The following is a 23,725-nucleotide window of genomic DNA, read 5'->3' as shown; positions in this document are numbered from 1 at the left end:
CACCGACCCCGCCACCCCGCCGAAGGAGAGCCGAGCCCGTGACCGACGACCGCCCCCAGCCCCACGCGCTGCGCGACTACGCCCTGCTGGCCGACGGCGAACGCGGCGCCCTGGTGGGTCCCAGGGGCGACCTGGTCTGGATGTGCGCACCGCGCTGGGACAGCGACGCCGTCTTCTCCGCACTGATCGGGGGCCCCGGCTGGTACTCCGTCGCCCCCGCCGCCCCCTTCGTCTGGGGCGGCTACTACGAGAGCGGCACCCTGATCTGGCGCAGCCGCTGGGTGACCACCGGCGGCATCGTCGAGTGCCGCGAAGCCCTCGCCCACCCCGGCGACCCGCACCGGGCCGTCGTGCTGCGCCGGATCCTCGCCGTCGACGGGCCGGCCACCGTGGACGTGACCCTGCAGGCCGCCGCCGCGTTCGGCGAGCAGCCCGCCCGTGACCTGCGGCGCGACGAGACCGGGCGCTGGACGGGCCGGGCCGGCGACCTGCACCTGCGCTGGACCGGCGCACCGGCGGCCCGGCCCCGCGACGACGGCGGCCGCCCCACCCTCCACACCCGGCTGGAGCTGGCCGCCGGCGCGCACCACGACCTCGTACTGGAGCTCTCGGACCGGCCGCCCGGCCGGGTCGCGAGCGCCGACCGGCTCTGGCGGTCCACCGAGGCCGCCTGGGCGCAGCAGGTCCCGACCTTCCCCGACGCGCTCGGCTCCCGCGACGCCCGGCACGCCTACACCGTCCTGCGCGGCCTCACCGGCGCCCACGGCGGCACCGTGGCCGCCGCCACCACCAGCCTCCCCGAACGCGCCGAGCAGGGGCGCAACTACGACTACCGCTACGTGTGGATCCGCGACCAGGGCTACATCGGCCAGGCCGTCGCCGCCGCCGGTCCGCACCCGCTGCTCGACGACTCGGTCCGCTTCACCACGGCCCGCCTCCACGAGCACGGCCCCGACCTCGCCCCCGCGTACACCACCACCGGCGCCGCCATCCCGGACCGGCGCACCCTGGACCTGCCGGGCTACCCGGGCGGCTTCGACGTGGCGGGCAACCACGTCAACCGGCAGTTCCAGCTCGACGCCCTCGGCGAGTGCCTGCTCCTCCTCGCCGCCGCCGCCCGCCACGGCCGGCTGGACACCGACGGCGTCCAGGCCGCCCGGATCGCCGCCGACGCCATCGCCCACCGCCACACCGAGCCCGACGCCGGGATCTGGGAACTCCACGACGACCACTGGACCCACAGCCGCCTCACCGCCGCCGCGGGGCTGCGGGCGGCCGCCACCGCCGGCGCCGCCGACCGCTCCACCGCCGGCCGCTGGGAGGCGCTCGCGGACGAGATCACCGCGCGGACGGCCGCCACCGGCACCCACCCGACCGGCCGCTGGCAGCGCACCCCCACCGACCCCGGCGTCGACGCCGCCCTGCTGCTCCCCGCGATCCGCGGCGCCGTCGCCCCGGACGACCCGCGCACCCGCGCGACGCTCGACGCGGTACGGGCGGAACTCTGCCGGGACCACTACGCCTACCGGTTCCGCCACGACGAGCGGCCGCTGGAGGACGCCGAGGGAGCGTTCCTGCTCTGCGGCTTCGTCATGGCGCTCGCCGAACACCAGCAGGGCGACCCGGTGGAGGCGGCCCGGTGGTTCGAGCGCAACCGGGCGGCCTGCGGACCGCCCGGCCTGTTCGCGGAGGAGTTCGACATCGCCCAGCGCCAGCTCCGCGGCAACCTGCCGCAGGCCTTCGTCCACGGCCTGATGCTGGAGGCCGCCGTGCGCCTGGCCGGGCCCACCCGCTGATTGCGGTGGCCGTCCCTGTCTGCGACGGCCCGCGCGTGGTAGGCGCGAGGACGGGGACGACGGCGTGGAGGCCACCATGGCTGAGGACCGGGACCGGGACCGGGACGCGACCCCGGGCACGGCGGGCACGGCGGGCACGTCGGGCGCGACGGTGGCGCCCGGGCGCCGCAGCGCCGCCTCGGTCGCCCTGGAGGTCTGGAAGCAGGGCCGCTCGGTGGAACTCCTGCAGCGCTCGATGGCCTTCGCCGCGCTGTTCTTCGTCACGCTGGTGCCGCTGCTGATCGTGATCGCCGCGGCCCCGCCCACCCGGAACAGCGGAATCAGCCAGTGGATCACCGACGGCCTGGGCCTGACCGGCCGCGGCGCGCAGGCCACCCGCGGCCTGTTCGCCTCCCGCGGCCAGATCCTCAGCACCACCACCGGCTTCGGCCTCGCCGCCCTGACGGTCTTCGGCATCTCCCTGATGGCCTCCGTCCAGACCGTCTACGAGCGCATCTGGCAGCTCGAACGCGGCCCCTGGCACGCCGTCTGGCGCCAGGCCCTCGGCCTGGCCGGACTGACCGCCTACATCCTCGTCGCCGCCTGGAGCGGCAGCCCGTGGCAGGGCAGCGCGGCCCAGCCCGCGCTGCGCCTGGCCGCCACCGTGCTCGGCGGCGTCCTGCTGTTCTGGTGGCTGCAGCGCCTGCTGCTCGGCGCACGCGTCCCCTGGCTGTGGCTGCTCCCCGGCGCGCTGGCCACCATGGCCGCGCTGACCGGGCTGCGGTACTTCTCCCGGCTGGTCCTCGCCCCGCTGCTGGTCTCCAACGCGGTCTCGTACGGGACGGTCGGCGCGGTCCTGGTGGTGCAGTCCTGGCTGATCGGCGTGGGCTACACCATCTACGGCGGGGCGCTCGCCGGCCACGCGATCATGAGGAGACGGGCGAGCCTGTCGTCCGACGGCGCCGTGCCGGTGGACCGCTGACGGGTGACGGCCGACCGGCGACCGTTCCGGGGCGCCCCGGTACGCGTGGGATCGGCGGGAGCGGGCACACGCCCGCACAGTCGAGGCCGTCCGGCGGCCCGGCCCCTCGCCACCCGTACTCCCGACCCTTCCCGGTCACGTCCAGCCGAGGTGAGAACCCCTTGACCAACATCTCGCGCCTGCCCGGCGCCTTCGACCACCGTTGGAACTGGCAGCTCGCCGCCGCGTGCCGCTCCGTCGACACCGCGTTGTTCTTCCACCCGTTCGGTGAACGCGGCCAGGCACACGACGACCGGGAGGAGCAGGCGAAGCGGATATGCCGGGGCTGCCCCGTCCGCGAAGAGTGCCTCCGGCACGCCCTGGAGGTGCGTGAGCCGTACGGTGTCTGGGGCGGTCTGTCGGAGACGGAGCGCGCCGACCTGCTCGGCCCCGTCCGCTCCCCGCAGGCCGCGTGACCGGCACGCCGGAGCCGGGCCCCGGGACCGCCCGGGTGACCTCCTGATTGGGCGCCCGCGATCGGGGCAGGCGCGCCGGTGTACGGAATGCCCGATCCTGTCGATTCGGAAGGAGACCGTTGTGAGCAAGGTGAAGGAGTCCATCGACGTGGACGTCCCGCTGCACAGCGCCTACAACCAGTGGACGCAGTTCGAGGACTTCCCGCGTTTCATGGAGGGCGTGGAGGAGGTCCGCCAGACCGACGACCGGCACTCGCACTGGACGACGAAGGTCGCGGGTGCGCGCCGCGAGTTCGACACCGAGATCGTCGACCAACTCCCCGACGAGCGGATCTCCTGGCGCACCGTCGGCGGTGACGTCCAGCAGATGGGAGTCGTGACCTTCCAGCGTCTGGACGACTCCCACACCCGGGTGAGCCTGGCCATGGACTTCCACCCGAAGGGCATGGCCGAGAAGGCCGGTGACCTGCTCGGTGTCCTGGACCGGCAGGTCAAGGGCGATCTGAAGCGGTTCAAGGGCTTCATCGAGGAACAGGGCCGCGAGAGCGGAGGCTGGCGCGGCCGGCTCTCCCCCGAGGGCACCGGCGGCCAGGGCACCGGCGGTCAGGGCACCGGCGGGCCCACGGCGCTCGGCGACGCGCCGCCGCGCGAGCGGCCCCAGGCCCGGATGACCGGTGAGGGCGCACCGCCCCTGCCGGCGGACCCGGACGACATGCGACACGGCTGACCCGCCCCGATGCCCGGGCCCCGGCGCCCCGAACCACGGCGCCGGGGCCCGGGCATCGCCGGTCCTGCCGCCACCGTTACCCGGAAGGACAGGTAGACCCATGACCGAGTACGGCTACTTCCTCTCCTGCGAGGAGTTCACCCCGGCCCAACTGCTCGACCAGGCGCGGCTCGCGGCCGAGGCCGGCTTCACCCGGCTGGCCGTCTCCGACCACTTCCACCCGTGGAACGACGCCCAGGGCAGCAGTCCGTTCGTCTGGTCGATGATCGGCGCCCTCTCGCAGACCGTCGACCTGCCGGTCACCACCCTCGTGACGTGCCCGACGGTCCGCCTGCACCCCGCCGTCACGGCGCAGGCCGCCGCCACCTCCGCCGTCCTGCTGGGCGGGCGCTTCACACTGGGTGTCGGTACCGGCGAGGCGCTCAACGAGCACGTGCACGGGGATCGTTGGCCCTCGTTCGACGAACGGGCCGAGATGCTGGAGGAGGCCCTGGAGGTGATGCGCAAGCTGTTCACCGGCGACCAGGTGTCCCACCGCAGCCGGCACTACACCGTCGACAACGCCCGCCTCTACACCGTCCCCGCCGAGGCACCGCCGGTCTACGTCTCCGGCTTCGGGCCGAACGCCGCCGCCCTCGCGGGCCGGATCGGGGACGGTTTCGTCACCATGACCCCCGACCGCGACCTGGTCGGCGCGTTCCGTGCGGGCGGCGGCGCCGGCAAGCCGGTGATCGGTGGCGTGAAGGTCTGCTGGAACGACGACCGGGACAAGGCCGTCGACCTGGTGCACCGGCTCTGGCCGACCGAACTGCTGCCGGGCGAGCTCGCCCAACTCCTCCCCACCCCGGCCCACTTCGAGCAGGCCAGCGAACTGGTCACCCCCGAGATGGTGGCCGAGGCGGTGACCTGCGGCAACGACGTGGACGAGCACGTCGCGACGCTGCGGTCCTACGTCGACGCGGGCTTCGACGAGGTCTACGTCGGCCAGATCGGCCCCGACAACGAGGCCTTCTTCGACCACTACCGCCGCGAGGTCCTGCCGGCCCTCCCGCGCTGACGGGCCCGCACCGCGCCGGGGGCGCTGACGGACCGGTCCGTCAGCGCCCCCGGCCGAGCGCGCTGTCCGCCAGCCCCGCCAGCAGCGCCGCCACGTCCTCATGGACCTCCAGCGCCCCGGCGGCCCGCAGGTCCCGTTCGCTCCAGCCGCCGGACAGGACGGCGACGCACGGCACCTCGGCGGTCGCCGCGGCCTGCACGTCCCACGGGGTGTCCCCGACGAAGACCGCCTCCTCGGGCCGCGCGCCGGCCTTGTCGAGCGCCGCCCGGACGAGGTCGGGGGCGGGCTTGCTCGCGTCGACGTCGTCCGCACCGGTGACGGCGGCCACCACGTCGTCCGCGTCGAGGACTTCGCGCATCACCGCGAGGTCCCGCCCGGAGGCCGAACTCGCCAGCACCACCGTCCAGCCCCGCGCGGCGACCGCGCGCAACAGCGCGGCCGCCCCGTCGAAGGGCCGCAGCACGGGCCAGAAGCGGGCGTAGAGCGCCTGGTGGGCCGCGCTCAGGTCACCGTCCCCGGACCGGTCACGGTCCCGGCCGAGGACGTGGTCGAGCAGCTGGTCGCCCCCCATGCCGATCGACGCGTGGATGCGCGCCATCGCCGGGGTGTGCCCGTACTGCGCCAGCGCCTCGGCCCAGGCGAGGGTGTGCAGGTAGTTCGTGTCGAGGAGGGTGCCATCGACGTCGAACAGCGCTGTCGGTGCCATCGGGCGCCTCCTGTCCGTCACGGTTCGCTCCGCCGCCGACGCTACGGCGGCCCCGGGCCGAACGCGACCGGGCCGGGCGCGTTTGACCCGCGCGGCGCCGGACAGACGACGGTCATGACTGCATCGAGGCGCACCGAACGGGTCGTGGTGGTGACCGGCGCGAGTGCCGGAATCGGGCGCGCCTGCGTCCGGGCCTTCGCCGAGCGGGGCGACCGGCTCGCGCTGATCGCCCGCGGCCGGGCGGGCCTGGAAGCGGCGGCCGCGCAGGCCCGGGAGGCCGGTGCGACGGTGATCACGATCGAGGCCGACACGGCCGACCCGGACGCCGTCGAGGCCGCCGCCGAGCGCGTCGAGAACGAACTCGGCCCCATCGACGTGTGGGTGAACGACGCCTTCACCTCCGTGTTCGCGCCCTTCACCGAGATCACCCCGGAGGAGTTCCGCCGCGTCACCGAGGTCAGCTACCTCGGCTACGTCTACGCCACCCGCAGCGCCCTGCGACGGATGCTGCCGCGAGACCACGGCACCCTGGTGCACGTCGGTTCCGCGATCGCCTACCGGGGGATCCCGCTGCAGAGCGCCTACAGCGGCGCCAAGCACGCCCTGCAGGGGTGGCACGAGGCGCTCCGCTGCGAGCTGCTGGCCTCCGGTACCGCCGTGCGGACCACGATGGTGCAGATGCCGGCGGTGAACACCCCGCAGTTCGACTGGGTGCTGTCGCGGCTGCCGAACCGCGCCCGGCCCGTAGCCCCGATCTACCAGCCCGAGGTCGCGGCCCGCGCCGTGCTGCACGCCGCCGACCGGCCGCAGCGGCGGGAGTACTGGGTGGGCGGCAGTACGGCGGCCACCCTGCTGGCCAACGCGGTCGTGCCCGGGCTGCTGGACCGCTACCTGGCCCGGACCGGCTTCGACTCCCAGCAGACCGACCGCCGCCGCCGCGACGACGAGCCCGCCAACCTGTGGCGGCCCGTCGACGCGCGGGAGGACCACGGCGCCCGCGGCCGCTTCAGCGACAGCTCCCACGACCGGAGCCTGCAGTTCTGGGCCACCACCCACCGGGGGCCGCTCGCCGCCGCCGCGGTCGCCGGCCTCGCCCTCGGCCTCGGCCTCTACGCCGGGCGGACGCGATGACGGGCGCGCGGGGCACGGCGCCGCGACACTCGTGGCGTCCCCCGGCGCGTCCCCTCGGCCCGGAGCCGTCCCGCCCGCCCGCTTCGGTGAGCCCGGGACGGTGCCCGGACGACGGGTGGGCCCGCGTGCCGTCGCCCGCGTCCGCGCAGCGCGGGTGATAGGCAGAGGGGCATGACCCTCTCACACCCCGCCACCCGGAGCGACGGTGCACGCGGGCGGTTCGAGCGGCTCGCCGAGGCCGCCTCCAACCTCACCAGCTCCCCGGCGTTCTCCGTGTTCTGCGTCCTGCTGGTGGCCGCCTTCGTCGCGGTCCACGCGGCCGGACTGTCGACGGAGTGGCAGATCCTCGTCGGCGACACCATGACCGCGATCACCCTGCTCCTGCTGGCGCTGCTCAAGAACGCCGAGCGCCGCGCCGAACACGCCATCCAGCGCAAGCTCGACGCGATCGCCGCCGCCCTGCTCGAACAGCACGAGGGCCACGAGGGCGAGGCCCACCTGGCGCTCCGCGAGGCCATCCGGATGGAGGAGCGGCTCTGAACCCCCGCCCGGTCCGGGCGGCCAGCGCGCCCCCGGCCCGGCCCGGCCCGCCCGCCGGGCGGAGCCCCGCAGCGAGGGGCACCATGGGAGGAGTACCGCCGTTCGGCCCGGGCGCCCGCGACGCGGTCGCGAGGCACGCGAGCGCCGACCCGACAGACCCTCGCCCCTGGAGGTCACGTGAGGTCACCTCAACTCCTGGCCCAGCCCCTGGGCGTCTACCTGAACGACCACCTCACCGGAGCGTTCGGCGGCGCCGCACTCGCGCGCCGGATGGCCGACTCCCATGCCGACAGCCGGCGCGCCGCCGAACTGCGCGAGCTGGCCCGGCAGGTCGAGGAGGACCGCGACGAACTCGTCCGCATCATGAACCGGCTGGGCGTGCCGGTGCGGCACTACCGCACCTGGCTCGGCATCGCCGGCGAACGCATCGGGCGGCTCAAGCCCAACGGCACCCTGGTCCACCGCGCCCCGCTGTCCGACCTGGTCGAGCTGGAGATGATGCGCACCGGGGTCGCGGGCAAGACCGCCCTCTGGCGCGCGCTGCGCGCCATCGCCGACGAGGAGCCCCGCCTCGGCCGCGACGACCTGGACCGGCTCATCGCACGCGCCACCGACCAGGCCCGCACGCTGGACGGCTGGCACCGCCTGGTCAGCGCCGAGGTGCTCGCCGGGGGCGGCGCCGGATCCGGCGGGCCCTCGCCGCTCTGAACGCGGGGGCGTGGAACTCCGAACCGGGGGAAGACGCCTGTCACCACTGGTGACACCGACCTTGGAGGCTGTTCGGGATGGTTCCTCTGCTGCTCGTCCTGCTGCTGGTCCTGATCCTCTTCGGAGCCGGATTCGCGCTGAAGGCCCTCTGGTGGGTGGCAATCGCGGTGCTGGTCATCTGGCTGCTCGGCTTCGTCGCGCGCGGCGCGAGCAGTTCGGGCGGCCGGGGCCGCTGGTACCGCTGGTAGACCTCGGGCCCGGCACGGGGAGCGGCCCGCCGCTCCCCGTGCCGGGCCTTGCCGCAGCCTTGCTGCGAACCGGTGGTGTCCGGAACGGGTGGGAATGTCCTCGCCCGTCCGGGGGAAGACGTGGCCCGGACCGTCCTTCCCCCCGACCCCTTGGGAGTGCACTGTGGCAGGCGACGACTTCGTCATCGACGTGAGCCGGATCCGGGACGAGGCCCGGAAGAAGATGGCCGAGGGCGCGGTGACCAGCACCTACGGCCTCGACACCGAGAAGGTGATCGCCGTTCTGAACGACGTGGTCGCCACCGAGGTGGTCTGCTGGCTGCGCTACACGCGGCACGCCATCTCGGCCACCGGCATCGACCGGGCCCAGGTGGCGGCCGAGTTCACCGAGCACGCCGCCGAGGAGATGCAGCACGCGCTGCGGGCCGCCGGACGCATCGCGCAGCTCGGCGGCGAGCCCGACTTCGACCCCAGCACCCTCGCCAGTCGTGCCCACACCGACTACACCACGCCGGACGAGAAGGACCTCACGGCGATGCTGGAGCACAACCTGCTGGCCGAACGCATCGTCATCTCCACCTACCAGGAGATCGCCCGCTGGCTCGGGGACCACGACCCCACCACCCGCCGCCTCATCGAGTCCATCCTCGAAGAGGAGGAGGAGCACGCCGACGACCTCACCGACCTGCTCGCCATCTGATTCCCGGCCGGCGGGCCGCCACCGGTGGATTGGCCGGCCCGCCGACGGACAGACGCACAGCATGGAACGGCCGACGGCCGACGGCGGTCGTGCGATCCGGGGAGACTGCGATGATCAAGATCCTCTACAAGCCGCTCGGGCTCCTGTTCGGCGTTCTCGGCGGGCTGATCGCGGGGGCCCTGTTCCGGCGCCTGTGGGCGCTCCTCGGACACGAGGAGGACGCTCCGGAGGCCACCGACCAGGAGCGCACCTGGCGGGAGGTGCTGACCGCGGCCGCCCTGCAGGGAGCGCTGTTCGCCCTCGTGAAGGCGGCGGTGGACCGCGGCGGCGCGGTCGGCACCCGCCGCCTGACCGCCGCCTGGCCCGACTGACCCGCGGCCGGCGAAGCCGCCCGGGCACGGGCCGCCGGCGACACAGGAGGACAGACCCATGAAGGAGTTCGACCGCGAGCGGGCCCACCGGAAGTCCGAGGACCTCTCCCACCTCAAGGACGAGGTGGACGAGAAGAACACCGAGCACATCGATCGGGCCCGCCAGGGCCCGGGCGACGGCGGTAACCGCTCCGACGGCGGTGGCCGCTCCGAGGACGGGGACGGCGACGCCGCCGAGCAGGCGTCGCGGCGGAGCGCCTGACCCGACCGCCCCCGGTCCGGCCCGATCGGGCCGGACCGGGGGCGGTCGGCATGTTAGGGCTGCGGCCGGCCGGGTAGACGAGGCCCAGCGAGGGGAGGGCACCGGGGGCCGAACGGACCGAAGGGACTCCCGACATGCTGCTGCTCGGACTTCTGCTGATGGCCGCCGCCGGCGCGTTCACCGGCCTGCTGATCGCGGACAACCTCAACGGCGGGCCCGACTACCAGGTCTCCGTCCTCGGATCCGACCTGGTGACGCTCAACAGCCTGGCGATCTTCCTCGCCGGGGTGGCGCTCGCCCTGCTCTTCTGCCTCGGCCTGGCCCTGATCGTCCTCGCCCGGCGGACCCGCCCGGTGCGGCTCGGCGCCCACCGCAGGGGCCGCCCGGAGGGCTACCCCGCTCCGGTCGAACCCGTTCCGTCGCGGCCGGTCGCGCCCGCGACGCCCGTCCAGCGCGACGACCCCCGCCGACCGGCCGACCCGGCCGGCCGACCCGAGCCCCAGACCTACGCGCTCGACCCGCAGGCCCTCACAGCGGAGCAGCAGGCCTACCCGCCCGAGCCGCAGACCTACGCGCGCGACCCGCGCGCCGTCGCGCCCGAGCAGCCGCAGGACGAGGAGCGGACCGCCGAGCCCGGACGGGGCGGCCGGATCCGGCACCTCTTCGGCCACTGACCGCGTCGTGGTGATCCACGGCAGGCACGATCCGCAGGTTAGCCGGCCCGCATCGCGGGCACCCGCACCGGCGGACATGAACGGCTATGCGAGGAGACAGACGCGATGGAGCGGCGGGACCAGGTGGCGTTGGCCGGAGTCGACGGCGGCACCGGCGGTACGGGCAGCCACGGTCGCGAACTGGTGGCTCTGGTGCGACGGCTCGGGCTCGGGCTGCGCAGCCGGGGCTGGGAGATGGTGCGCGGGGTACGCCCGCGCACGGTGCTGGGCCTGGGACTGGCCTCGCTCGCCCTGCTGGCGGTCGGGTTGCTGCCCGCACCGGCGGCGGTCTTCTGGGCGTTCACCGGCGGCTGGGCGCTGATCCTCGCGGCGTCCTTCGCCGTGCTGCGCCTGTGCGCCGAGGGCCACCGGAGCGGACGGTGAACGCCCTGCCGCGGTCCCGCGGCCCGCTGTCCGAGGCGGTGCTCGACCTGGTCACCGCCGGACCGCCCGCTGCGGGGCGGCTCCTGACCGAACCGGGCCCGCTCACCGACCCGTGGGGCGAGGACCACCAGCTCGCCCTCCACCTCTGCTACGAACTCCACGACCGGGGCCTGCCGGGCGTCGACCCCGAGTGGGAGTGGGATCCCGGTCTGCTCGCCCTCCGCCGCGACCTGGAGCGGGCCTTCCTGGCGGCCGTGCGCGCCGAGGTGGAGCCCGTACGGCCGCTGCCGGAGGCGCTGGAGAGCCTGCTGACCGAGCCGCCGGACGGCTCCGGGCCCTCGCACTTCCTGCTCGCCGAGGGCGAGCGCTGGCAGGCCCGTGAGTACCTGGTGCACCGCTCGGTCTACCACCTCAAGGAGGCCGACCCGCAGCTGTGGCTGGTGCCCCGGGTGCACGGTCCGGCGCAGGCGGTCCTGATGGCGATCGCCTACGACGAGTACGGCGCCGGGCGCCCGGACCGCGCGCACGCGCTGCTGTTCGCGCGGATGATGGCCGACCTGGGCCTCGACCCCGAGTACGGCCACTACATCGACCTGGTCCCCGCGCCCGCGCTGGCCGTGGTCAACCTGATGATGCTCTTCGGCCTGCACCGGGCGCTGCGCGGCGCGGGGGTCGGCCACTTCGCGGCCCTGGAGGTCACCTCCTCGCCCGGCTCGGCTCGGCTCGCCACCGCGCTGGAGCGGCTCGGCGCGGGGCCGGACGGCACGCTCTTCTACCGGGAGCACATCGAGGCGGACGCCGTCCACGAGCAACTGGTGCGGCGTGGCGTGGTCGAGGAACTGGTCTCCGCCGAGCCCGGGTTGGCGGCCGACATCGCCTTCGGAGTGGCCGCCGCCGGCGCGGTCGACGACCGGTTCGCCGCCCATCTGCTCGACCACTGGCGGGCCGGCCGCAGCTCGCTGCGCTCGCCCCTGCCCGACTCACCCCTGCCCGGCGGTGTCGGCGCGGCCCCCTCCCGCGGCTGAGCGCTCCCCGAGCGAGCCCTCTCCGGCGGCGCGCTCCCCGGCCGGGACCGAGTCCGGCCGGGGAGCGTGCCGCCGTCGGTGGCTGGTGTCGCAGAACGGGTAGCGGCGGCTCCGCCGGCAGGCGCAGAGCGCCACCACCGGCCGCTCCGAGCGCCGCACGGTGCCGTCCGGCAGTGTGACCTCGACGGGGCCCTCGACCAGCATCGGCCCCCCCGCCACGATCGTCACCCGGGTGAAGTCGGCCGCGCGCGGCTCACCGCTGCCGGACACCGCGCACCACCGCCAGGTCCTCCGCGCGTTCGCCGGGCGCGATCAGCCCCAGCCGTTCGAACAGGCCGGCGCGCGCCGTCATCACCGGGCCGAACGCCTGGCGCCGCCGCGCCGCCACCGAGGCCCGCAGCCCGGACCGCCGCAGCGCGGTCAGCGTCGCCGGGACGTCCGCCAGGGAGGACTGCACGATCAGGAGCACCCCGCCGGGAGCGAGCAGGCGGGGCGCCTCCCGGCAGATCCGGTCCAGCACCAGTCGCCCGTCCCGCCCCGCGTCCCAGGCCAGGGCCGGCCCGCGCCCCGGAGCGTCCGCGGCGTCGTCGACCGGCACGTACGGCGGATTGGCGGTGATGAGGTCGAACCGTTGCCCGGCGACCGGACGCAGCAGGTCCCCGCGGCGCAGCCGGACGCGACGCCGGTGCAGCCGGGTGTTCAGCCAGGCGGCCGCGACGGCGCGGCCCGACAGGTCCACGGCGGTGACCCGGGCGCCGGACCCGGCGGCGGCCAGTGCCACCGCCCCCGTGCCGGTCCCGACGTCGAGTACCCGGCTGGTGGGGCCCAGCGGCTCGCGGCGCAGGCTGGAGATGAGCAGTTCGGTGTCGCCCTGGGGCGGATAGACGCCCGGCGGTCTGATCAACAGCATGCCGGGCGGCTGCCCGGATCAGCGCCGCCCACACCTGGCCGGCCCGCTCGGCCTATCGTGGCCCGCCGTCCTCCGGGGGCGCCGCCTCCTCCTCCTTCTCCTCGGGCCAGGTGCTGGTGTCACGCGGGGTGACGTAGGGCTCCCGGTCCTTGGGGAAGCCACCGGCGATGGCCCGCTGACGGGAGAGCTCGGCATCGAACTCCAGGCCGAGCAGGATCGCGAGATTGGACAGCCAGAGCCAGACCAGGAAGACGATCACGCCGGCGAGCGTGCCGTACGTCCGGTTGTAGGACGAGAAGTTGGCGACGTACACGGCGAAGCCCGCCGAGGCGGCCAGCCAGATCAGCACCGACAGGACGCTGCCGGGGGTGACCCAGCGGAAGCCGCGGCCCCGGACGTTGGGCGCGGCCCAGTACAGGACCGCGATCATCAGGATCACCAGCACCACCAGGACGGGCCACTTGGCGTAGGACCACACCCGTAGCGCGGTGCTGCCCAGCCCGAGCGCGCGGCCGACCCGGTCCGCGATCGGCCCGGTGAAGACCACGATGACCGCGCTCGCGGCGAGCAGCACCATGAGGAGGAGGGTCAGCCCCAACCGCAGCGGCGTGACCTTCCAGATCGGGCGCCCCTCGGCGATGTCGTAGACGGCGTTGGCGGCGCGGATGAAGGCGCCGACGTACCCGGAGGCCGCCCAGAGCGCGGCCACCAGGCCCAGCACGGCGAGGACCGAGCTCGGGCCGCTGTTGTCCCTGAGCTGGTCGACGGCGTTGCGCAGGATGTCCCGGGCCGGGCCCGGTGCGAGGTGCTGGAGGTTGTCGAGGATCGCGTCGGTCGCGGAGCGGCCGATCACCCCCAGCATCGCCACCAGGACGAGCAGGGCGGGGAAGATCGCCAGCACCCCGTAGTAGGTGAGCGCCGCCGCCCGGTCGGGGAGCTCGTCCGCGAGGAACTCGCCGGCGGTGCGGCGCACGACGGCCCGCCACGAGCGGCGGGGCAGATCGGACGGGCTCCGCGGGGCGGCGGGGGCGCTGTCCGGTCCGGCCGGCTCGGGGCCGGTGTCCGGTCCGGAACGGCCGGTCGGCCTGGGCGGGGGAGGGGTCTCGGGGCCGTCGGACGGGTGGGTGGGCTCGGGCGCGGGTTCCATGCGGCGCGCCTGCCCCGGACCGGCTCCCTCAACCGGTGCGGCCGCCTCAAGCGCTGCGGCCGGCCGCCGGTGCCGACGGCCGCGGCGCGTGCGGGAAGCCCTGCTTCCGGACGGGTTCCCTCCCGGCCGGGCGGCATGGCCCGCCCCTGCCTGGGCAGGTTCTCTGAGCACGGCAGGTGGCCGGCTCCACGAGCCGGTGATCGTGCGTGGCACTCGTCCTGCCTCGTGGCCCCGTCTCCTGACCGACTCCGAGGGGCCTCCTTCCTACTGGCCCTCCTCCTGCCGGCCCTTTTCCTGTTCCTACTGGCCCTCTTTGCGACTGGAGAGACCGATGGCTGTGACCGGCTCCGCCCCCGGGGACTCCCCGCTCACCTTCGGTGTCGAGGAGGAATTCCTGCTGGCCGACACCCGCAGCCGGGCTGCCGCGCCCCGGGCGGCTGAGGTCATCGCCGACGCGCGGCCGGTCCTGGGCCAACGCGTGCAGGGTGAGTTCTTCGCGAGCCAGCTGGAGATCCGTACCGACCCGGCGTCGACCTCCGCCGGCCTCCGCGCGCAACTGGCGGCCGGCCGGCAAGCGGTGGCGGCCGCCGCGGCCCGGCACGACTGCCTGCTGGTGGCGTCGGCCACGGCGCTGCTCACCCGCCACCCGCTGCCGATCACCGACGCCCCCCGGTACCGGGAGATCGCCCGGCACGTCGGCCCGCTCGCGACCGGCGGGGGCGAGCTGAGCGGCCTCCACGTGCACCTCGGCACCTTCGACCGGGCCGAGGCGCTCCGGCTGAGCCACCGCCTGCGCCCGTGGCTGCCGGTGCTCCAGGCGCTCATGGTCAACTCCCCCTTCGCCGACGGCCGGGACCGCAACTGCGCCAGCTGGCGCGCCCTGCAGTACGGGCAGTGGCCCACCGTCGGCCCCGCGCCGGTGCTCGACGAGCGGGGCTACGACGCGCTGGCCGACCGGCTGGTCACCGACGGCACGGTCCTGGACCGGCGGATGATCTACTGGTACGCGCGCCCGTCGGAGCACCTGCCGACCCTGGAGATCCGGGTCGCCGACGTGAACGCCGACCTCGACGCCACCCTGTTGTTCGCCGTGCTGCTGCGCGGCCTCGCGAGTTCGCTGCTGTACGAGGCCGAGCGGGACGCCCCGGCACCGGACGTCACCGACGCCCAACTGGCCGCGGCCCACCGGCAGGCCGCCCTGCACGGCCTGCGGGGGACGGGCGTCGACCCGTCCGGAACGTCCCGCCCGATGATCCAGCTGCTCCACCTGCTGCTGCGGCGCAGCACCCCCGGCCTGGAGGCCCACGGTGACCTCGCCGAGGCCCGCGCACTCCTCGGCGCCGTCCTCGCCACCGGCACCGGAGCCGAACGGCAGCGTGTCTTCCACCGCCGCCACGGCTCGCTCCACCACGTGGTGGACGGCCTCGCCGCCCTGACCGCCCGCGCCTGAGGGGCCCGGCCCCGCAGCCCGGAGAGCCTCGGGGAATCCCGTCGGGGCGTCCTCCAGCCTGCTCCCGGGCGTCTGGCAGGTCGTCGGCGTCGGCGGTAGGTTCTCCTCGGTGGCCTTGATGGAGACAGAGGGCCTGACGTCCATGTCGGACGGGGCGCGGATCCGCTGGACAGCGCTGGGCGACACGACTCGGACGCCGCCCGTGGTCATGCTCCACGGGGGCCGGATCGACGACGCCGGCCACGAACCGTGGCTGGAGCAGCCCGACACCGTGCGCGATCACCTTCGGGCCTTCGTGCGAGACACGGTAGGCCCATAGCCCGACGCCCCGGCCCGTACTTCGAGGTGCGGCCTCGAACGCCGGTCCGACACCACGACCGAGCGCGACCAGGCCGGACCGCGGGGAACAGACCCGGGCGGCCGGTCAGTGCCGGAGCTTGTGCCAGGTGCGGCGGGCGGTGGCGAGTTGCTCTCCGGTCCCGGCGCGTTGGAGGGCGTACAGCAGGCCGTAGCCGAAGGTGCGCTCGCCGGCGTCGCCCGCGGCGGCCACCACCGGGAGGAGCGCCTGTTCGGCGACGACGCCGTCCTGATGGGCGCCGAGGGCCTTCTGGATCCGCTTCATGCGCTTGCCGAAGCGCCGGCCGGCCGTACCGGCCAGCGGCGACAGGCTCTCCGAGGTGTAGCGGGCGCGCTTGGCGGCCTTGCGGGCGCGGTGCAGCGCCTGGTCACGGTCGGTACCGGCGGGCAGGTCCAGCGCGCTGCGCAGCCGCCGCCCGGTACGCCGCTGCTCGCGCTTCAGCGCGCGGCGGGCCTGCCCGGCGCCCCGCTCGGCGCGTGCCCGCAGGGGCGGCGCCGCGGCGAATTCGTCGAGGGCGTCGAGCAGCGCGTAGTACCGGCGCCCGTCCATCGTGTGGACGGCGGCGCGGTGGGCGCGGGCGTAGCGGTGGTCGAACCAGGCGGAGATCCGCTCGGCGACCTCCCCGGGCTGGGCCACCGGCGGCAGGTCCCCCGCCTGGGTGCCGAGCCGTTCGCCGAGGACTTCGGCGTCCCGGGCCTTCCCCAGCACCTTCCCGAGCCAGCGCAGTTCCTCGGCGAGGTGGTCGGTGGTGGCGCGGTCCAGCAGGCGGCGGTGCGCGGTGAGCGCGCTGCGCAGCCGGCGGACGCTCACCCGCATCCGGTGCACCGAGTCGGGCCGGTCCAGGCGGACGGCCGGGTCGAGGTCGTGGAGGGTCGCCGTCTGCTCCCGCAGGTAGGCGGTGAGGACGGCGCCGACCGACCCGGCGGGCGGCGCGGCGGGCCGCCGGTCCGGCGGCAGGCGGTCGGCCAGCAGCCGGCCGAGCTTGGACGGCGCGGCCGTCCGGCGGAGCCCCTCCTCGCGCAGCCGGCGATCGACCGCGTCGAGGAGGTCGGGCCCGCCGTCGACCAGTTCCACCTCGGTCTCGGTCCAGGTGACGAGTTCGGTGCGCGGCCCGGACCCGTCGGGCCGGGCCGCCGGCTGCGGGGGGTTGCTCCCGTCGAGGTCCTGGCCCTCGTCGAGAGTCTGGCCCTCGTCGAGGAGCCGACCCGGGTCGAGTATTTGGGCGGACACCTCGTCCTGGGCCAGTTCGGCCAGGGTGCGGTGTCCGGCGTCGAGCAGCAGGGTCCGGTCCCGGCGGGTGCGCAGGTGGGCGACCGGCGCCAGCCGGCTGCCCCGGGCGGCGCCGCGGGTGCGGGTCACCAGCTCGTCCGGCGGCCGGCGGCCCGTCCCCGCTTCGAGTGGAAGCCGCAGCTCGGTGCGGTGCCCGTCGGGGTGCGGGATCTTGAGGTGCCAGCCCGCGTCGTGCCCGCCGGTCCGCCTGCGCACGGTGATGCCGCCGCGCAGGAGCCGCAGGTCGGGCGTGTCGTAGTAGACCGCGTCCAGGATCTCCGCGGTGCCGGCTGCGATCTCGGCCACGCCCGGCAGCCCGTCGGGGGCCAGCGCCCGGCTCGGGGCTCCGTCGTAGCTCTGTTCGGTCTCCTCGTGGACAGTCGCCATGGAGGTCGCCTGCCCGGATCGGGCGCACTCAATCGCGCGGTCCCGGTGGTCCGGAGGCACTGTCCGCACCCGCCGGATGCGGATCCGCCGCGGCGCGCCGCGAGCCCGGGCGCCCCGAGCGGTGGCGGCCTGCCGAAACCGGCGGTGCGCGGCGGCCCGCCGGTGCTAGCGTCGCGCCATGTCCAAGGCTGAGATCGACACGCTGACCGCCGAGTTCTTCGGGTCCTTCGACAACCGGGAGGGCCGGGCCGCCGACGTCGCCCGGGTCCGCCGGCTGATGATCCCGGGTGGCGTGATCGTCCTGACCGGTCCGGCGTTCACGGTGTACACCGTGGAGGAGTTCGTCGAGCCCCGCGAGCGGCTGCTGACCGAGGGCCGGCTGGTCGAGTTCTCCGAGTGGGAGGTCTCCGAACACACCGAGATAGCGGGCGACATCGCGTCACGGTTCGGCGAGTACCGCAAGTCCGGGATCCTGGACGGCGAGCCCTTCGAGGGCGGCGGCACCAAGACCATCCAGTTCGTCCGGACCCCGGAGGGCTGGCGGATCGCGGCGTTCTCCTGGTTCGACGCGGTCTGAGTACGGGGGCGGTCCGCGTGCGGGGCGGCCGGGCCGGGACGGCCGTGGTACCGCCCGAGGGCGTCAGGAGACCGCCTTGAGCCGGCGGCCGGACCGGGCCTTCCCGACGGCCTCCTGCAACTCCTCGCGGTTCATGGTGGAGCGGTGGGGGATGTCCAGCTCGGTGGCCAGCTTGTAGAGCCCGGCCTTGGTGAGCTCGGACAGCTCCGACGCCTCGGCGGCGCCGGCGCGCTTCGAGGTGGAGCCGCCGGCGGCGGTGCTCTTCTTTCCACCGGTCTTCTTTGCACCGGTCTTCGCGGGAGCCCGGTCCTTACCGGAGGACGCGGTGCTCCGGGAGGACTTCTTCGCCGCCTCCGCGGACTCGCCCTTGCCGGCGCTGTCGAGGCTGCGGCGCAGGGCGTCCATGAGGTCGATGACGTTGGTGGCCTCGGGGGCCGGGCCGCTGGACACGGCGATCTCGCGGCCGGCGAGCTTGTCCTCGATGAGCTGTTTGACCTGGTCCTCGTAGGTGTCGTGCCACTCGCCCGGGTCCCAGTCGACGGCGAGCATGCCGATGAGCTGCTCGGCGGTCTTGATCTCCTGGGTGGACAGCTCGACCTTCTCGGGGAGGTCGTCGATCTCCCGGCGCGGGTCGCGGACCTCGTCGGCGAAGTGCATGGTGTGCAGTTCCAGCAGGCCGTTCTCGGAGCGGATGGCGGTCAGGTACTCCTTGCCGCGCATCGCGAACATCGCCAGTCCGACCTTGCCCGCGTGGTCGAGGGACTCCACGAGGAGGGCGTAGACCTTCTGGTACTCCTTGCCCTTGGGGCCGAGGTAGTAGGTCTTGTCGAAGAAGATCGGGTCCACCTCGGCGAGGTCGACGAAGCCGGCGATGTCGATGGTGCGCGAGCGGCCGGGGGAGATCTGCTCCAGCTCGTCCGGCTCCACGACGACGTACTCGCCCTCGGCGACCGGGTAGCCCTTCACGATCTCGCCGAACTCGACCTCCTTGCCGGTGCGCTCGTTGACCCGCTTGTTGCGGACGCGGTCCGAGGTGCCGCGCTGCAGCTGGTGGAAGCGCACGTCGTGGGACTGCGTCGCGGTGTACAGGGAGACGGGCACGGTGACCAGGCCGAAGGTCAGGACTCCGGTCCACACGGGTCGGGCCATGGCGGCTGTCCTCTCTCGCCCCCGTCGGCGGCCCGCCGGCGTCCGCGCCGGACCGCTGCTCCGCGTGCGGTGACGGGCCTGCGGGCGCCGCCGCCTGCTGGGCCCCGCTCGGAGGCACGACGACGCCCTATCTGGTGTGTGGACAGCCGCTCACCTGCTCAAACCCCGACGGGACAGGTATGACGGGCCGTGTTCGATCCCGCTGCCCAGCGTGCTCACTCCTCGTCGGGCACGATGTGCATGGCCGCCTCCTCGGCGCCCGCGGCGCCGCCGTCGATGCCGACGTCGGAGGCGAACATGCCCTTGGTGGTGTGCGCGTGAGCCCCCTCGTCCGGTGCGACGAGCCGTCCCGCCCGACGGTCGCCGGCCTCGGCGTCCAGCAGCTCGCCCTCCCCGCCCGGCAGGTCGCCGATGCCGTCGCCCTCGCCGTCGGCGACCTCGGGCAGCTCCCGGGCCAGCCGGGCGTCCAGGCTCTCGCCCTCGCGCTGTTCCGCCGGGGTGGTTCCCGCGCCGGTCACGCCGAGCGGCTTCTCCGGCGGTGAGTACCCCTCGTCGAGGATGTCGTCGTACGTGCGCTCGTCCAGTGCGTCCTGGAGGTCGAGCGGCGTCGCGTCCTCCTGCTCGTCGTCGCCGCCGACGGGCTGGTAGACGTCGTCACCCCTGCTGTGGTCAACCATGAACAACTCCTGACTCCTGTGGTCCGGGGCTGGGAACCGGACGCGCCGGCTGCCCGGGGCGCCCACCCCCTGGTGCGAAGTGGGGCGCGCGCCCCGGTCTGAGCCCCTGTCAGGGCGCCTGGGTGTCCGCCGCCGGCGGTTCGGGCTCCTCGTCGTCGCCGTCCTCCGCCTTGGCGCGGACGTCCGCAGGGGTGGGGGCCACGATCGAGCGCTCCTCGGCGGACCGCTCGCGGGTCTCCTCGTCCGGCTCCTCGGTGTTGTCGGGTGTGGTCATGGCCGCGGTCCTCTCTTCGGTGTGTCCGACAGCAGTACCAAGCGCTTGCCCGGAGTGCCTGCTCCCACGCCGGGTGTGATCCCGCTCAAGCGAGCTAGATGGTCAAGGTGTTGTTAGAAGCTATCACTAACACTATTGACCCTCAGGGTCGTTCTGCGTTACAACTTCTAACGAACACGTGAGCATCTATCTATCTCAGCCTGGCATGCGTGGTGCCGCCGTGCACTCCGCCGATCCAAGGAGACCCTCATGGCCGCCACGGTCCAGTCACTCCACGCCCGCGAAGGCCGGCAAGAAGACCGGCACGAAGACCGGCACGAAGGTCGGCGTGGAGACCGGCGTGGAGACCGGCTCGTCCCGAGGTCGGTGACCGTCGCCGCCTGGGCGGTCCCCGTGCTGGTGATGGGCCAGTTCGCGCTGCTCGCCGTCCTCCCGGTGGTGCTCGCCCTCGTCGGCGCCCTCCGGTCCGTCCGTGACCGGGCGGTGCGGCGGGCGGTGTTCCTGCTCGCCGCCGCGTACGCCGCCCCGCTGGTGGTGTGGCTGGCCCGGCCCGACGGGGCGCAGAGCCTGTCCAAGGACATGCACCCCGGGTTCGCCGGGCTGATCGTGGCGGCGTCCGCCGTCCTCCTCGCCACCCTCCACCGGGCCCGGACGCAGCGCCGCCCCGGCCGGTGACGCGCTCCACCGAACACCGCCCGCCGTGCCGGGCCCGATGCCCGCCGCGCACCCGATGGGCCATGTCCGCCTTACGACCGATCAAGGGAGACCCCATGTCCGGCATTCGCAGCACCGGCCTCCGTGCCGCCCTGTGCACCGTCCCGCTCGTCGTCGGCCTGCTCGGCGCGGCCGCCCTGCCCGCCGGGGCCGCCACCGGGCCCGGCTCCCGGCCCGGTGCGTCCCTGACCTGCGGCGGGAAGGGCGTCGACCCCGACGCACTCGTCCGCCACCGGACCGAGACCGTGATCCACGCGCCGCTGGGCGTCGTCTGGACGCTGCAGACCGACGTGGAGCGCTGGCCGGCCTGGCAGCCCCCCGTCACGACGGCGGACCGCCTCGACGACGGCCCGCTCCGCAGGGGTTCGGCCTTCCGGTGGACGACGCCCGTGCCCCCGAACCCCTCGACCCCCGCCACCAGCCTGGTGATCACCTCGACCGTCGAGCAGCTCGAGCGCGACTCCTGCATCCGCTGGACCGGCCCCGCGATCGGTGCGGGCCTGCACATCGACGGTGTCCACGTGTGGAACTTCGTCAAGGTCAGGGGCGGTGTTCTGGTGCGCACCGAGGAGACCCACACCGGCCCCCAGGTCGATGCGAACGTGCCCGCCGCGACCGAGATCCTCGCGCAGGGCCTCGAATCCTGGCTGCGCGACCTGAAGGGCACCGCCGAGGCCCGGGCGCACGGCCTGTCGTCCTGAGCGGCCGTACGAGCCCGGCCGTACTGAGCCTGCCGGCGAACCGCCGTCCCGCCCGCGCTCCGGCGCGAGTGGGACGGCGGTCGCGTGTCCGGCCCCCGGCGGTCACGAGGGCCCCGGGACCTTGCTCGCGCCCGCTCACCGACAAATTCACTTGTCTTGACAAAGAATCCTGTCGGCAGCATTCTGGAGGGGTGCTGGACGTCGCTGTGATCGAAGAACCCGCCGCGGCCGAGGCGTCCCTGGACCCGATCCGGTCCCGGATCCTCGCCGCCCTGGCCGAGCCCGGCTCGGCCACCATGCTGGCCGGCCGCCTCGGGCTGCCCCGGCAGAAGGTCAACTACCACCTGAAGGAGCTGGAGCGTCACGGGCTCGTCGAACTCGCCGAGGAACGGCGTAAGGGCAACGTCACCGAACGGGTGTACCGTGCCACCGCCGCCTCCTACGTGATCTCCCCGCTCGCCCTGGCCGCCGTGCGCCCGGACCCGGCCCGCTCGCCCGACCAGCTCTCGGCCCGTTGGCTGCTGGCCCTGGGGTCACGGCTGGTCCAGGAGGTCGGGCAACTGCTGACCGGCGCCTCCCGGGCCGGCCGGCGGGTCGCCTCCTTCGGCATCGACGCGGAGGTGCGGTTCGCCTCGGCTGCCGACCGGGCGGCCTTCGCCGAGGAGCTGTCCCGGACCGTGGCCGCCCTCGTCGGCCGCTATCACGACGAGAGCGCGCCGGGCGGCCGGACCCACCGGGTGGTCGTCGGGCTGCACCAGATCCCCGACCCGGCCGGGCCGCCGGGCGCCACCGGGGCGCCCCCGGCGACGAACTCCGAAGCGGCAGAGGAGAACCGACGATGACGCACCCGTTCGAGATCGAGCTGGAGACCACGCTGCCGGCGAGCCCCGAACAGGTCTGGGAGGCGATCGCCACCGGCCCGGGGATCGACTCCTGGTTCATGGGCCGCAACGAGGTGGAACCGCGCGAGGGCGGCACGGCGGCCATGGAGACCGGCGGCCACCGGGAGGAGGCCCTGGTCACCGCCTACGAACCCGGCAAGCGGCTGGCCACCCGCACGTCACCCGGCGAGGACGGCCGCTTCATGGCCTTCGAGTACCTCATCGAAGGCCGTGGCGGCGCCGCCACCGTCCTGCGCGTCGTCCACAGCGGCCTCCTCGGCGACGACTGGCAGGACGAGTACGACGCGCTGCGCCGCGGCTGGCCCTTCCACCTGGGCACGCTGGCCCAGTACCTGACCCACTTCGCCGCCCGCACGGCCGTCCCGGTGTTCGCCGCGGCGCCGACCGGCCGGCGGCCGGCGCAGGACGTCCGGGCGGCCCTCGCCGGCGCGCTGTCGCTGCCCACCCCGGTGACCGTCGGCGCCCGGGCGCAGGCCGAGCCGGCCGGCCTGCCGCCGCTGGACGGCGAGGTGGTCTGGGCCGACGACGAACGCTTCGGGCTGCGCACGGCGGACGGCCTCTACACCTTCCACCACGGCGCCGGAACGGCGTTGATGTTCCACCACCTGTTCGGAGCGGACACCGACGGAGCCGAGGACGCCTGGCAGCGGTGGCTCGTACGAGTACTCGGCTGACCGCCGCCCGGATATCCCGACCACACCCGAGAACGACACCGAGGACCCCCATGCGCACTCTCATCAGCACCGCGTTCGTCTCCCTCGACGGAGTCGTCGAGGCGCCGGGCGGCGAGCCCGGCTACCGCAACTCCGGATGGACCTTCAAGGACGTCGAGTTCCTCCCCGAGGCCTTCGAGATCAAGGGGCGCGAGCAGGAGGAGTCCACCGCCATCCTGCTGGGCCGCACCAGCTACGAGGCCTTCAGTCCGGTCTGGCCGGACATGGCGGAGTTCGCCCGCTACCGGACGATGCCGAAGTACGTCGTCTCGACCACGCTCACCGAGGACAAGCTGGTCACGAACTGGGGCGAGACCAGCATCCTGCGCTCGCTGGACGAGGTCGCCGCGCTCAAGGAGACCGAGGGCGGCCCGATCATCGTCCACGGCAGCGCCACCCTGAACCACGGCCTCTCCGACGCCGGCCTGATCGACCGCTACCACCTGCTCGTCTACCCGCTGCTGCTCGGCGCCGGCAAGCGCCTGTTCAGCACCACGGACAAGGACGCGCAGAAGCTGCAGCTCGTCGAGCACGAGGTCTACTCCAACGGCCTCCAGAAGCAGATCCTCGACGTCCTCCACTGACCCGCCACCGTCCCGCCCGGCGGCCCTCGCCGTCGACCCGGTCGGCCGGGTCCTGCTCGCGCCGCGATCGGGAGCGCGACCTGGTCGTCCGCGGGATCGACGCGGGCGCGTTCTCGCCCGGACTCGGCC

29 protein-coding genes and 1 pseudogene are annotated in these 23,725 nt (G+C 74.5%); 22 read left to right on the top strand and 8 right to left on the bottom strand.

The window, feature by feature from the left end; genetic code table 11:
- Positions 1–38: 38 nt before the first annotated feature.
- From ACZ4UX_RS32405 to ACZ4UX_RS32385, 5 genes and pseudogenes are all read left to right on the top strand, one after another.
- On the top strand, positions 39–1,796 hold the full coding sequence (locus ACZ4UX_RS32405; RefSeq protein ID WP_465709245.1) for a glycoside hydrolase family 15 protein: 1,758 nt from the start codon (positions 39–41) through the stop codon (positions 1,794–1,796).
- A 76-nt stretch (positions 1,797–1,872) separates the two neighbouring features.
- Positions 1,873–2,757 carry a ribonuclease BN gene (locus ACZ4UX_RS32400; RefSeq protein ID WP_465709244.1) on the top strand — a complete coding sequence of 295 codons (885 nt, stop codon included), beginning with the start codon at positions 1,873–1,875 and terminating at the stop codon, positions 2,755–2,757.
- Positions 2,758–2,918: 161 nt separating this feature from the next.
- Complete coding sequence (locus ACZ4UX_RS32395) at positions 2,919–3,212, top strand: WhiB family transcriptional regulator (protein ID WP_329485639.1); 294 nt, start codon at positions 2,919–2,921, stop codon at positions 3,210–3,212.
- A 121-nt stretch (positions 3,213–3,333) separates the two neighbouring features.
- A pseudogene (locus ACZ4UX_RS32390) lies at positions 3,334–3,798 on the top strand (SRPBCC family protein); the annotation flags it as partial.
- A 241-nt stretch (positions 3,799–4,039) separates the two neighbouring features.
- The gene (locus tag ACZ4UX_RS32385; RefSeq protein ID WP_465709243.1) at positions 4,040–4,996 is read left to right on the top strand and encodes a TIGR03557 family F420-dependent LLM class oxidoreductase; all 957 of its coding nucleotides are present in this window, start codon (positions 4,040–4,042) and stop codon (positions 4,994–4,996) included.
- A 40-nt stretch (positions 4,997–5,036) separates the two neighbouring features.
- Here the strand turns inward: ACZ4UX_RS32385 and ACZ4UX_RS32380 are convergent, their stop codons facing one another.
- Positions 5,037–5,702, bottom strand: coding sequence for an HAD family hydrolase (locus tag ACZ4UX_RS32380; RefSeq protein ID WP_329485637.1), 666 nt, complete (start codon positions 5,700–5,702; stop codon positions 5,037–5,039).
- 114 nt (positions 5,703–5,816) lie between these two features.
- Between ACZ4UX_RS32380 and ACZ4UX_RS32375 the strand changes: the two genes are divergently transcribed.
- From ACZ4UX_RS32375 to ACZ4UX_RS32330, 10 genes are all read left to right on the top strand, one after another.
- Complete coding sequence (locus tag ACZ4UX_RS32375) at positions 5,817–6,833, top strand: SDR family oxidoreductase (protein WP_359811853.1); 1,017 nt, start codon at positions 5,817–5,819, stop codon at positions 6,831–6,833.
- Positions 6,834–7,004: 171 nt separating this feature from the next.
- Positions 7,005–7,373 carry a low affinity iron permease family protein gene (locus tag ACZ4UX_RS32370; protein WP_465709242.1) on the top strand — a complete coding sequence of 123 codons (369 nt, stop codon included), beginning with the start codon at positions 7,005–7,007 and terminating at the stop codon, positions 7,371–7,373.
- A 177-nt stretch (positions 7,374–7,550) separates the two neighbouring features.
- Positions 7,551–8,081: a hypothetical protein gene (locus ACZ4UX_RS32365; RefSeq protein ID WP_329485635.1), complete on the top strand. Its 531-nt coding sequence runs from the start codon at positions 7,551–7,553 to the stop codon at positions 8,079–8,081.
- Between the two features lie 77 nt (positions 8,082–8,158).
- Positions 8,159–8,329, top strand: a complete 171-nt coding sequence (locus ACZ4UX_RS32360) for a hydrophobic protein (RefSeq protein WP_465709241.1) — start codon at positions 8,159–8,161, stop codon at positions 8,327–8,329.
- 223 nt (positions 8,330–8,552) lie between these two features.
- Positions 8,553–9,029, top strand: a complete 477-nt coding sequence (locus tag ACZ4UX_RS32355; protein ID WP_352295512.1) for a ferritin-like domain-containing protein — start codon at positions 8,553–8,555, stop codon at positions 9,027–9,029.
- A gap of 110 nt (positions 9,030–9,139) precedes the next feature.
- Positions 9,140–9,400, top strand: a complete 261-nt coding sequence (locus ACZ4UX_RS32350) for a DUF4235 domain-containing protein (RefSeq protein WP_465709240.1) — start codon at positions 9,140–9,142, stop codon at positions 9,398–9,400.
- A gap of 58 nt (positions 9,401–9,458) precedes the next feature.
- The gene (locus ACZ4UX_RS32345) at positions 9,459–9,662 is read left to right on the top strand and encodes a hypothetical protein (RefSeq protein WP_465709239.1); all 204 of its coding nucleotides are present in this window, start codon (positions 9,459–9,461) and stop codon (positions 9,660–9,662) included.
- Positions 9,663–9,796: 134 nt separating this feature from the next.
- The gene (locus tag ACZ4UX_RS32340) at positions 9,797–10,336 is read left to right on the top strand and encodes a hypothetical protein (RefSeq protein WP_465709238.1); all 540 of its coding nucleotides are present in this window, start codon (positions 9,797–9,799) and stop codon (positions 10,334–10,336) included.
- Positions 10,337–10,441: 105 nt separating this feature from the next.
- On the top strand, positions 10,442–10,759 hold the full coding sequence (locus ACZ4UX_RS32335) for a hypothetical protein (RefSeq protein WP_465709237.1): 318 nt from the start codon (positions 10,442–10,444) through the stop codon (positions 10,757–10,759).
- Positions 10,756–11,784, top strand: a complete 1,029-nt coding sequence (locus tag ACZ4UX_RS32330) for an iron-containing redox enzyme family protein (protein ID WP_465709236.1) — start codon at positions 10,756–10,758, stop codon at positions 11,782–11,784. The genes ACZ4UX_RS32335 and ACZ4UX_RS32330 overlap by 4 nt, the downstream gene beginning before the upstream one ends.
- On the opposite strand, the gene ACZ4UX_RS32325 is transcribed toward ACZ4UX_RS32330, so the two are convergent.
- From ACZ4UX_RS32325 to ACZ4UX_RS32315, 3 genes are read right to left on the bottom strand one after another with little or no spacing between them, the layout of a single operon-like run.
- Positions 11,740–12,054 (bottom strand): CDGSH iron-sulfur domain-containing protein, encoded by a 315-nt coding sequence (locus ACZ4UX_RS32325; protein WP_465709235.1) that lies wholly within the window; start codon positions 12,052–12,054, stop codon positions 11,740–11,742. The two genes, ACZ4UX_RS32330 and ACZ4UX_RS32325, sit on opposite strands and share 45 nt — an antisense overlap.
- Positions 12,038–12,694: a HemK2/MTQ2 family protein methyltransferase gene (locus ACZ4UX_RS32320; protein ID WP_329485626.1), complete on the bottom strand. Its 657-nt coding sequence runs from the start codon at positions 12,692–12,694 to the stop codon at positions 12,038–12,040. Before ACZ4UX_RS32320 ends, ACZ4UX_RS32325 begins: the two co-directional genes overlap by 17 nt.
- Positions 12,695–12,746: 52 nt before the next feature.
- Positions 12,747–13,841 carry a YihY/virulence factor BrkB family protein gene (locus ACZ4UX_RS32315; protein WP_465709234.1) on the bottom strand — a complete coding sequence of 365 codons (1,095 nt, stop codon included), beginning with the start codon at positions 13,839–13,841 and terminating at the stop codon, positions 12,747–12,749.
- Positions 13,842–14,172: 331 nt separating this feature from the next.
- Here ACZ4UX_RS32315 and ACZ4UX_RS32310 point away from each other — a divergent pair, with 331 nt between their 5' ends.
- On the top strand, positions 14,173–15,291 hold the full coding sequence (locus ACZ4UX_RS32310) for a carboxylate-amine ligase (protein ID WP_465709233.1): 1,119 nt from the start codon (positions 14,173–14,175) through the stop codon (positions 15,289–15,291).
- A 424-nt stretch (positions 15,292–15,715) separates the two neighbouring features.
- Here ACZ4UX_RS32310 and ACZ4UX_RS32305 read toward each other — a convergent pair whose 3' ends face one another.
- A complete protein-coding gene (locus ACZ4UX_RS32305) occupies positions 15,716–17,305 on the bottom strand; it encodes a CYTH and CHAD domain-containing protein (protein ID WP_465709232.1) in 1,590 nt (529 codons plus the stop codon).
- Positions 17,306–17,483: 178 nt separating this feature from the next.
- On the opposite strand from ACZ4UX_RS32305, the gene ACZ4UX_RS32300 reads away from it, so the two are divergent.
- Complete coding sequence (locus ACZ4UX_RS32300) at positions 17,484–17,882, top strand: nuclear transport factor 2 family protein (protein WP_352295483.1); 399 nt, start codon at positions 17,484–17,486, stop codon at positions 17,880–17,882.
- Positions 17,883–17,945: 63 nt separating this feature from the next.
- Here the strand turns inward: ACZ4UX_RS32300 and ku are convergent, their stop codons facing one another.
- The 3 genes from ku to ACZ4UX_RS32285 form a co-directional block, all read right to left on the bottom strand.
- Positions 17,946–19,031, bottom strand: coding sequence for a non-homologous end joining protein Ku (gene ku, locus ACZ4UX_RS32295; protein WP_465709231.1), 1,086 nt, complete (start codon positions 19,029–19,031; stop codon positions 17,946–17,948).
- Between the two features lie 215 nt (positions 19,032–19,246).
- Positions 19,247–19,708, bottom strand: a complete 462-nt coding sequence (locus ACZ4UX_RS32290; RefSeq protein WP_352295487.1) for a DUF5709 domain-containing protein — start codon at positions 19,706–19,708, stop codon at positions 19,247–19,249.
- Positions 19,709–19,817: 109 nt separating this feature from the next.
- On the bottom strand, positions 19,818–19,982 hold the full coding sequence (locus ACZ4UX_RS32285; protein ID WP_465709230.1) for a hypothetical protein: 165 nt from the start codon (positions 19,980–19,982) through the stop codon (positions 19,818–19,820).
- A 366-nt stretch (positions 19,983–20,348) separates the two neighbouring features.
- Between ACZ4UX_RS32285 and ACZ4UX_RS32280 the strand changes: the two genes are divergently transcribed.
- From ACZ4UX_RS32280 to ACZ4UX_RS32260, 5 genes are all read left to right on the top strand, one after another.
- The gene (locus ACZ4UX_RS32280) at positions 20,349–20,657 is read left to right on the top strand and encodes a hypothetical protein (RefSeq protein WP_465709229.1); all 309 of its coding nucleotides are present in this window, start codon (positions 20,349–20,351) and stop codon (positions 20,655–20,657) included.
- Between the two features lie 95 nt (positions 20,658–20,752).
- Positions 20,753–21,397, top strand: coding sequence for an SRPBCC family protein (locus ACZ4UX_RS32275; protein WP_465709228.1), 645 nt, complete (start codon positions 20,753–20,755; stop codon positions 21,395–21,397).
- A gap of 191 nt (positions 21,398–21,588) precedes the next feature.
- Complete coding sequence (locus tag ACZ4UX_RS32270) at positions 21,589–22,239, top strand: ArsR/SmtB family transcription factor (protein ID WP_465709227.1); 651 nt, start codon at positions 21,589–21,591, stop codon at positions 22,237–22,239.
- Positions 22,236–22,973 (top strand): SRPBCC family protein, encoded by a 738-nt coding sequence (locus tag ACZ4UX_RS32265; RefSeq protein ID WP_465709226.1) that lies wholly within the window; start codon positions 22,236–22,238, stop codon positions 22,971–22,973. Before ACZ4UX_RS32270 ends, ACZ4UX_RS32265 begins: the two co-directional genes overlap by 4 nt.
- A gap of 50 nt (positions 22,974–23,023) precedes the next feature.
- A complete protein-coding gene (locus ACZ4UX_RS32260) occupies positions 23,024–23,596 on the top strand; it encodes a dihydrofolate reductase family protein (protein WP_396490269.1) in 573 nt (190 codons plus the stop codon).
- Positions 23,597–23,725 lie beyond the last annotated feature (129 nt).

It is taken from the genome of Kitasatospora sp. NPDC028961 (genome assembly GCF_055564815.1).
Note: the sequence above shows the minus strand (reverse complement) of the source record. Positions and strands in the feature narration are given on the sequence as shown.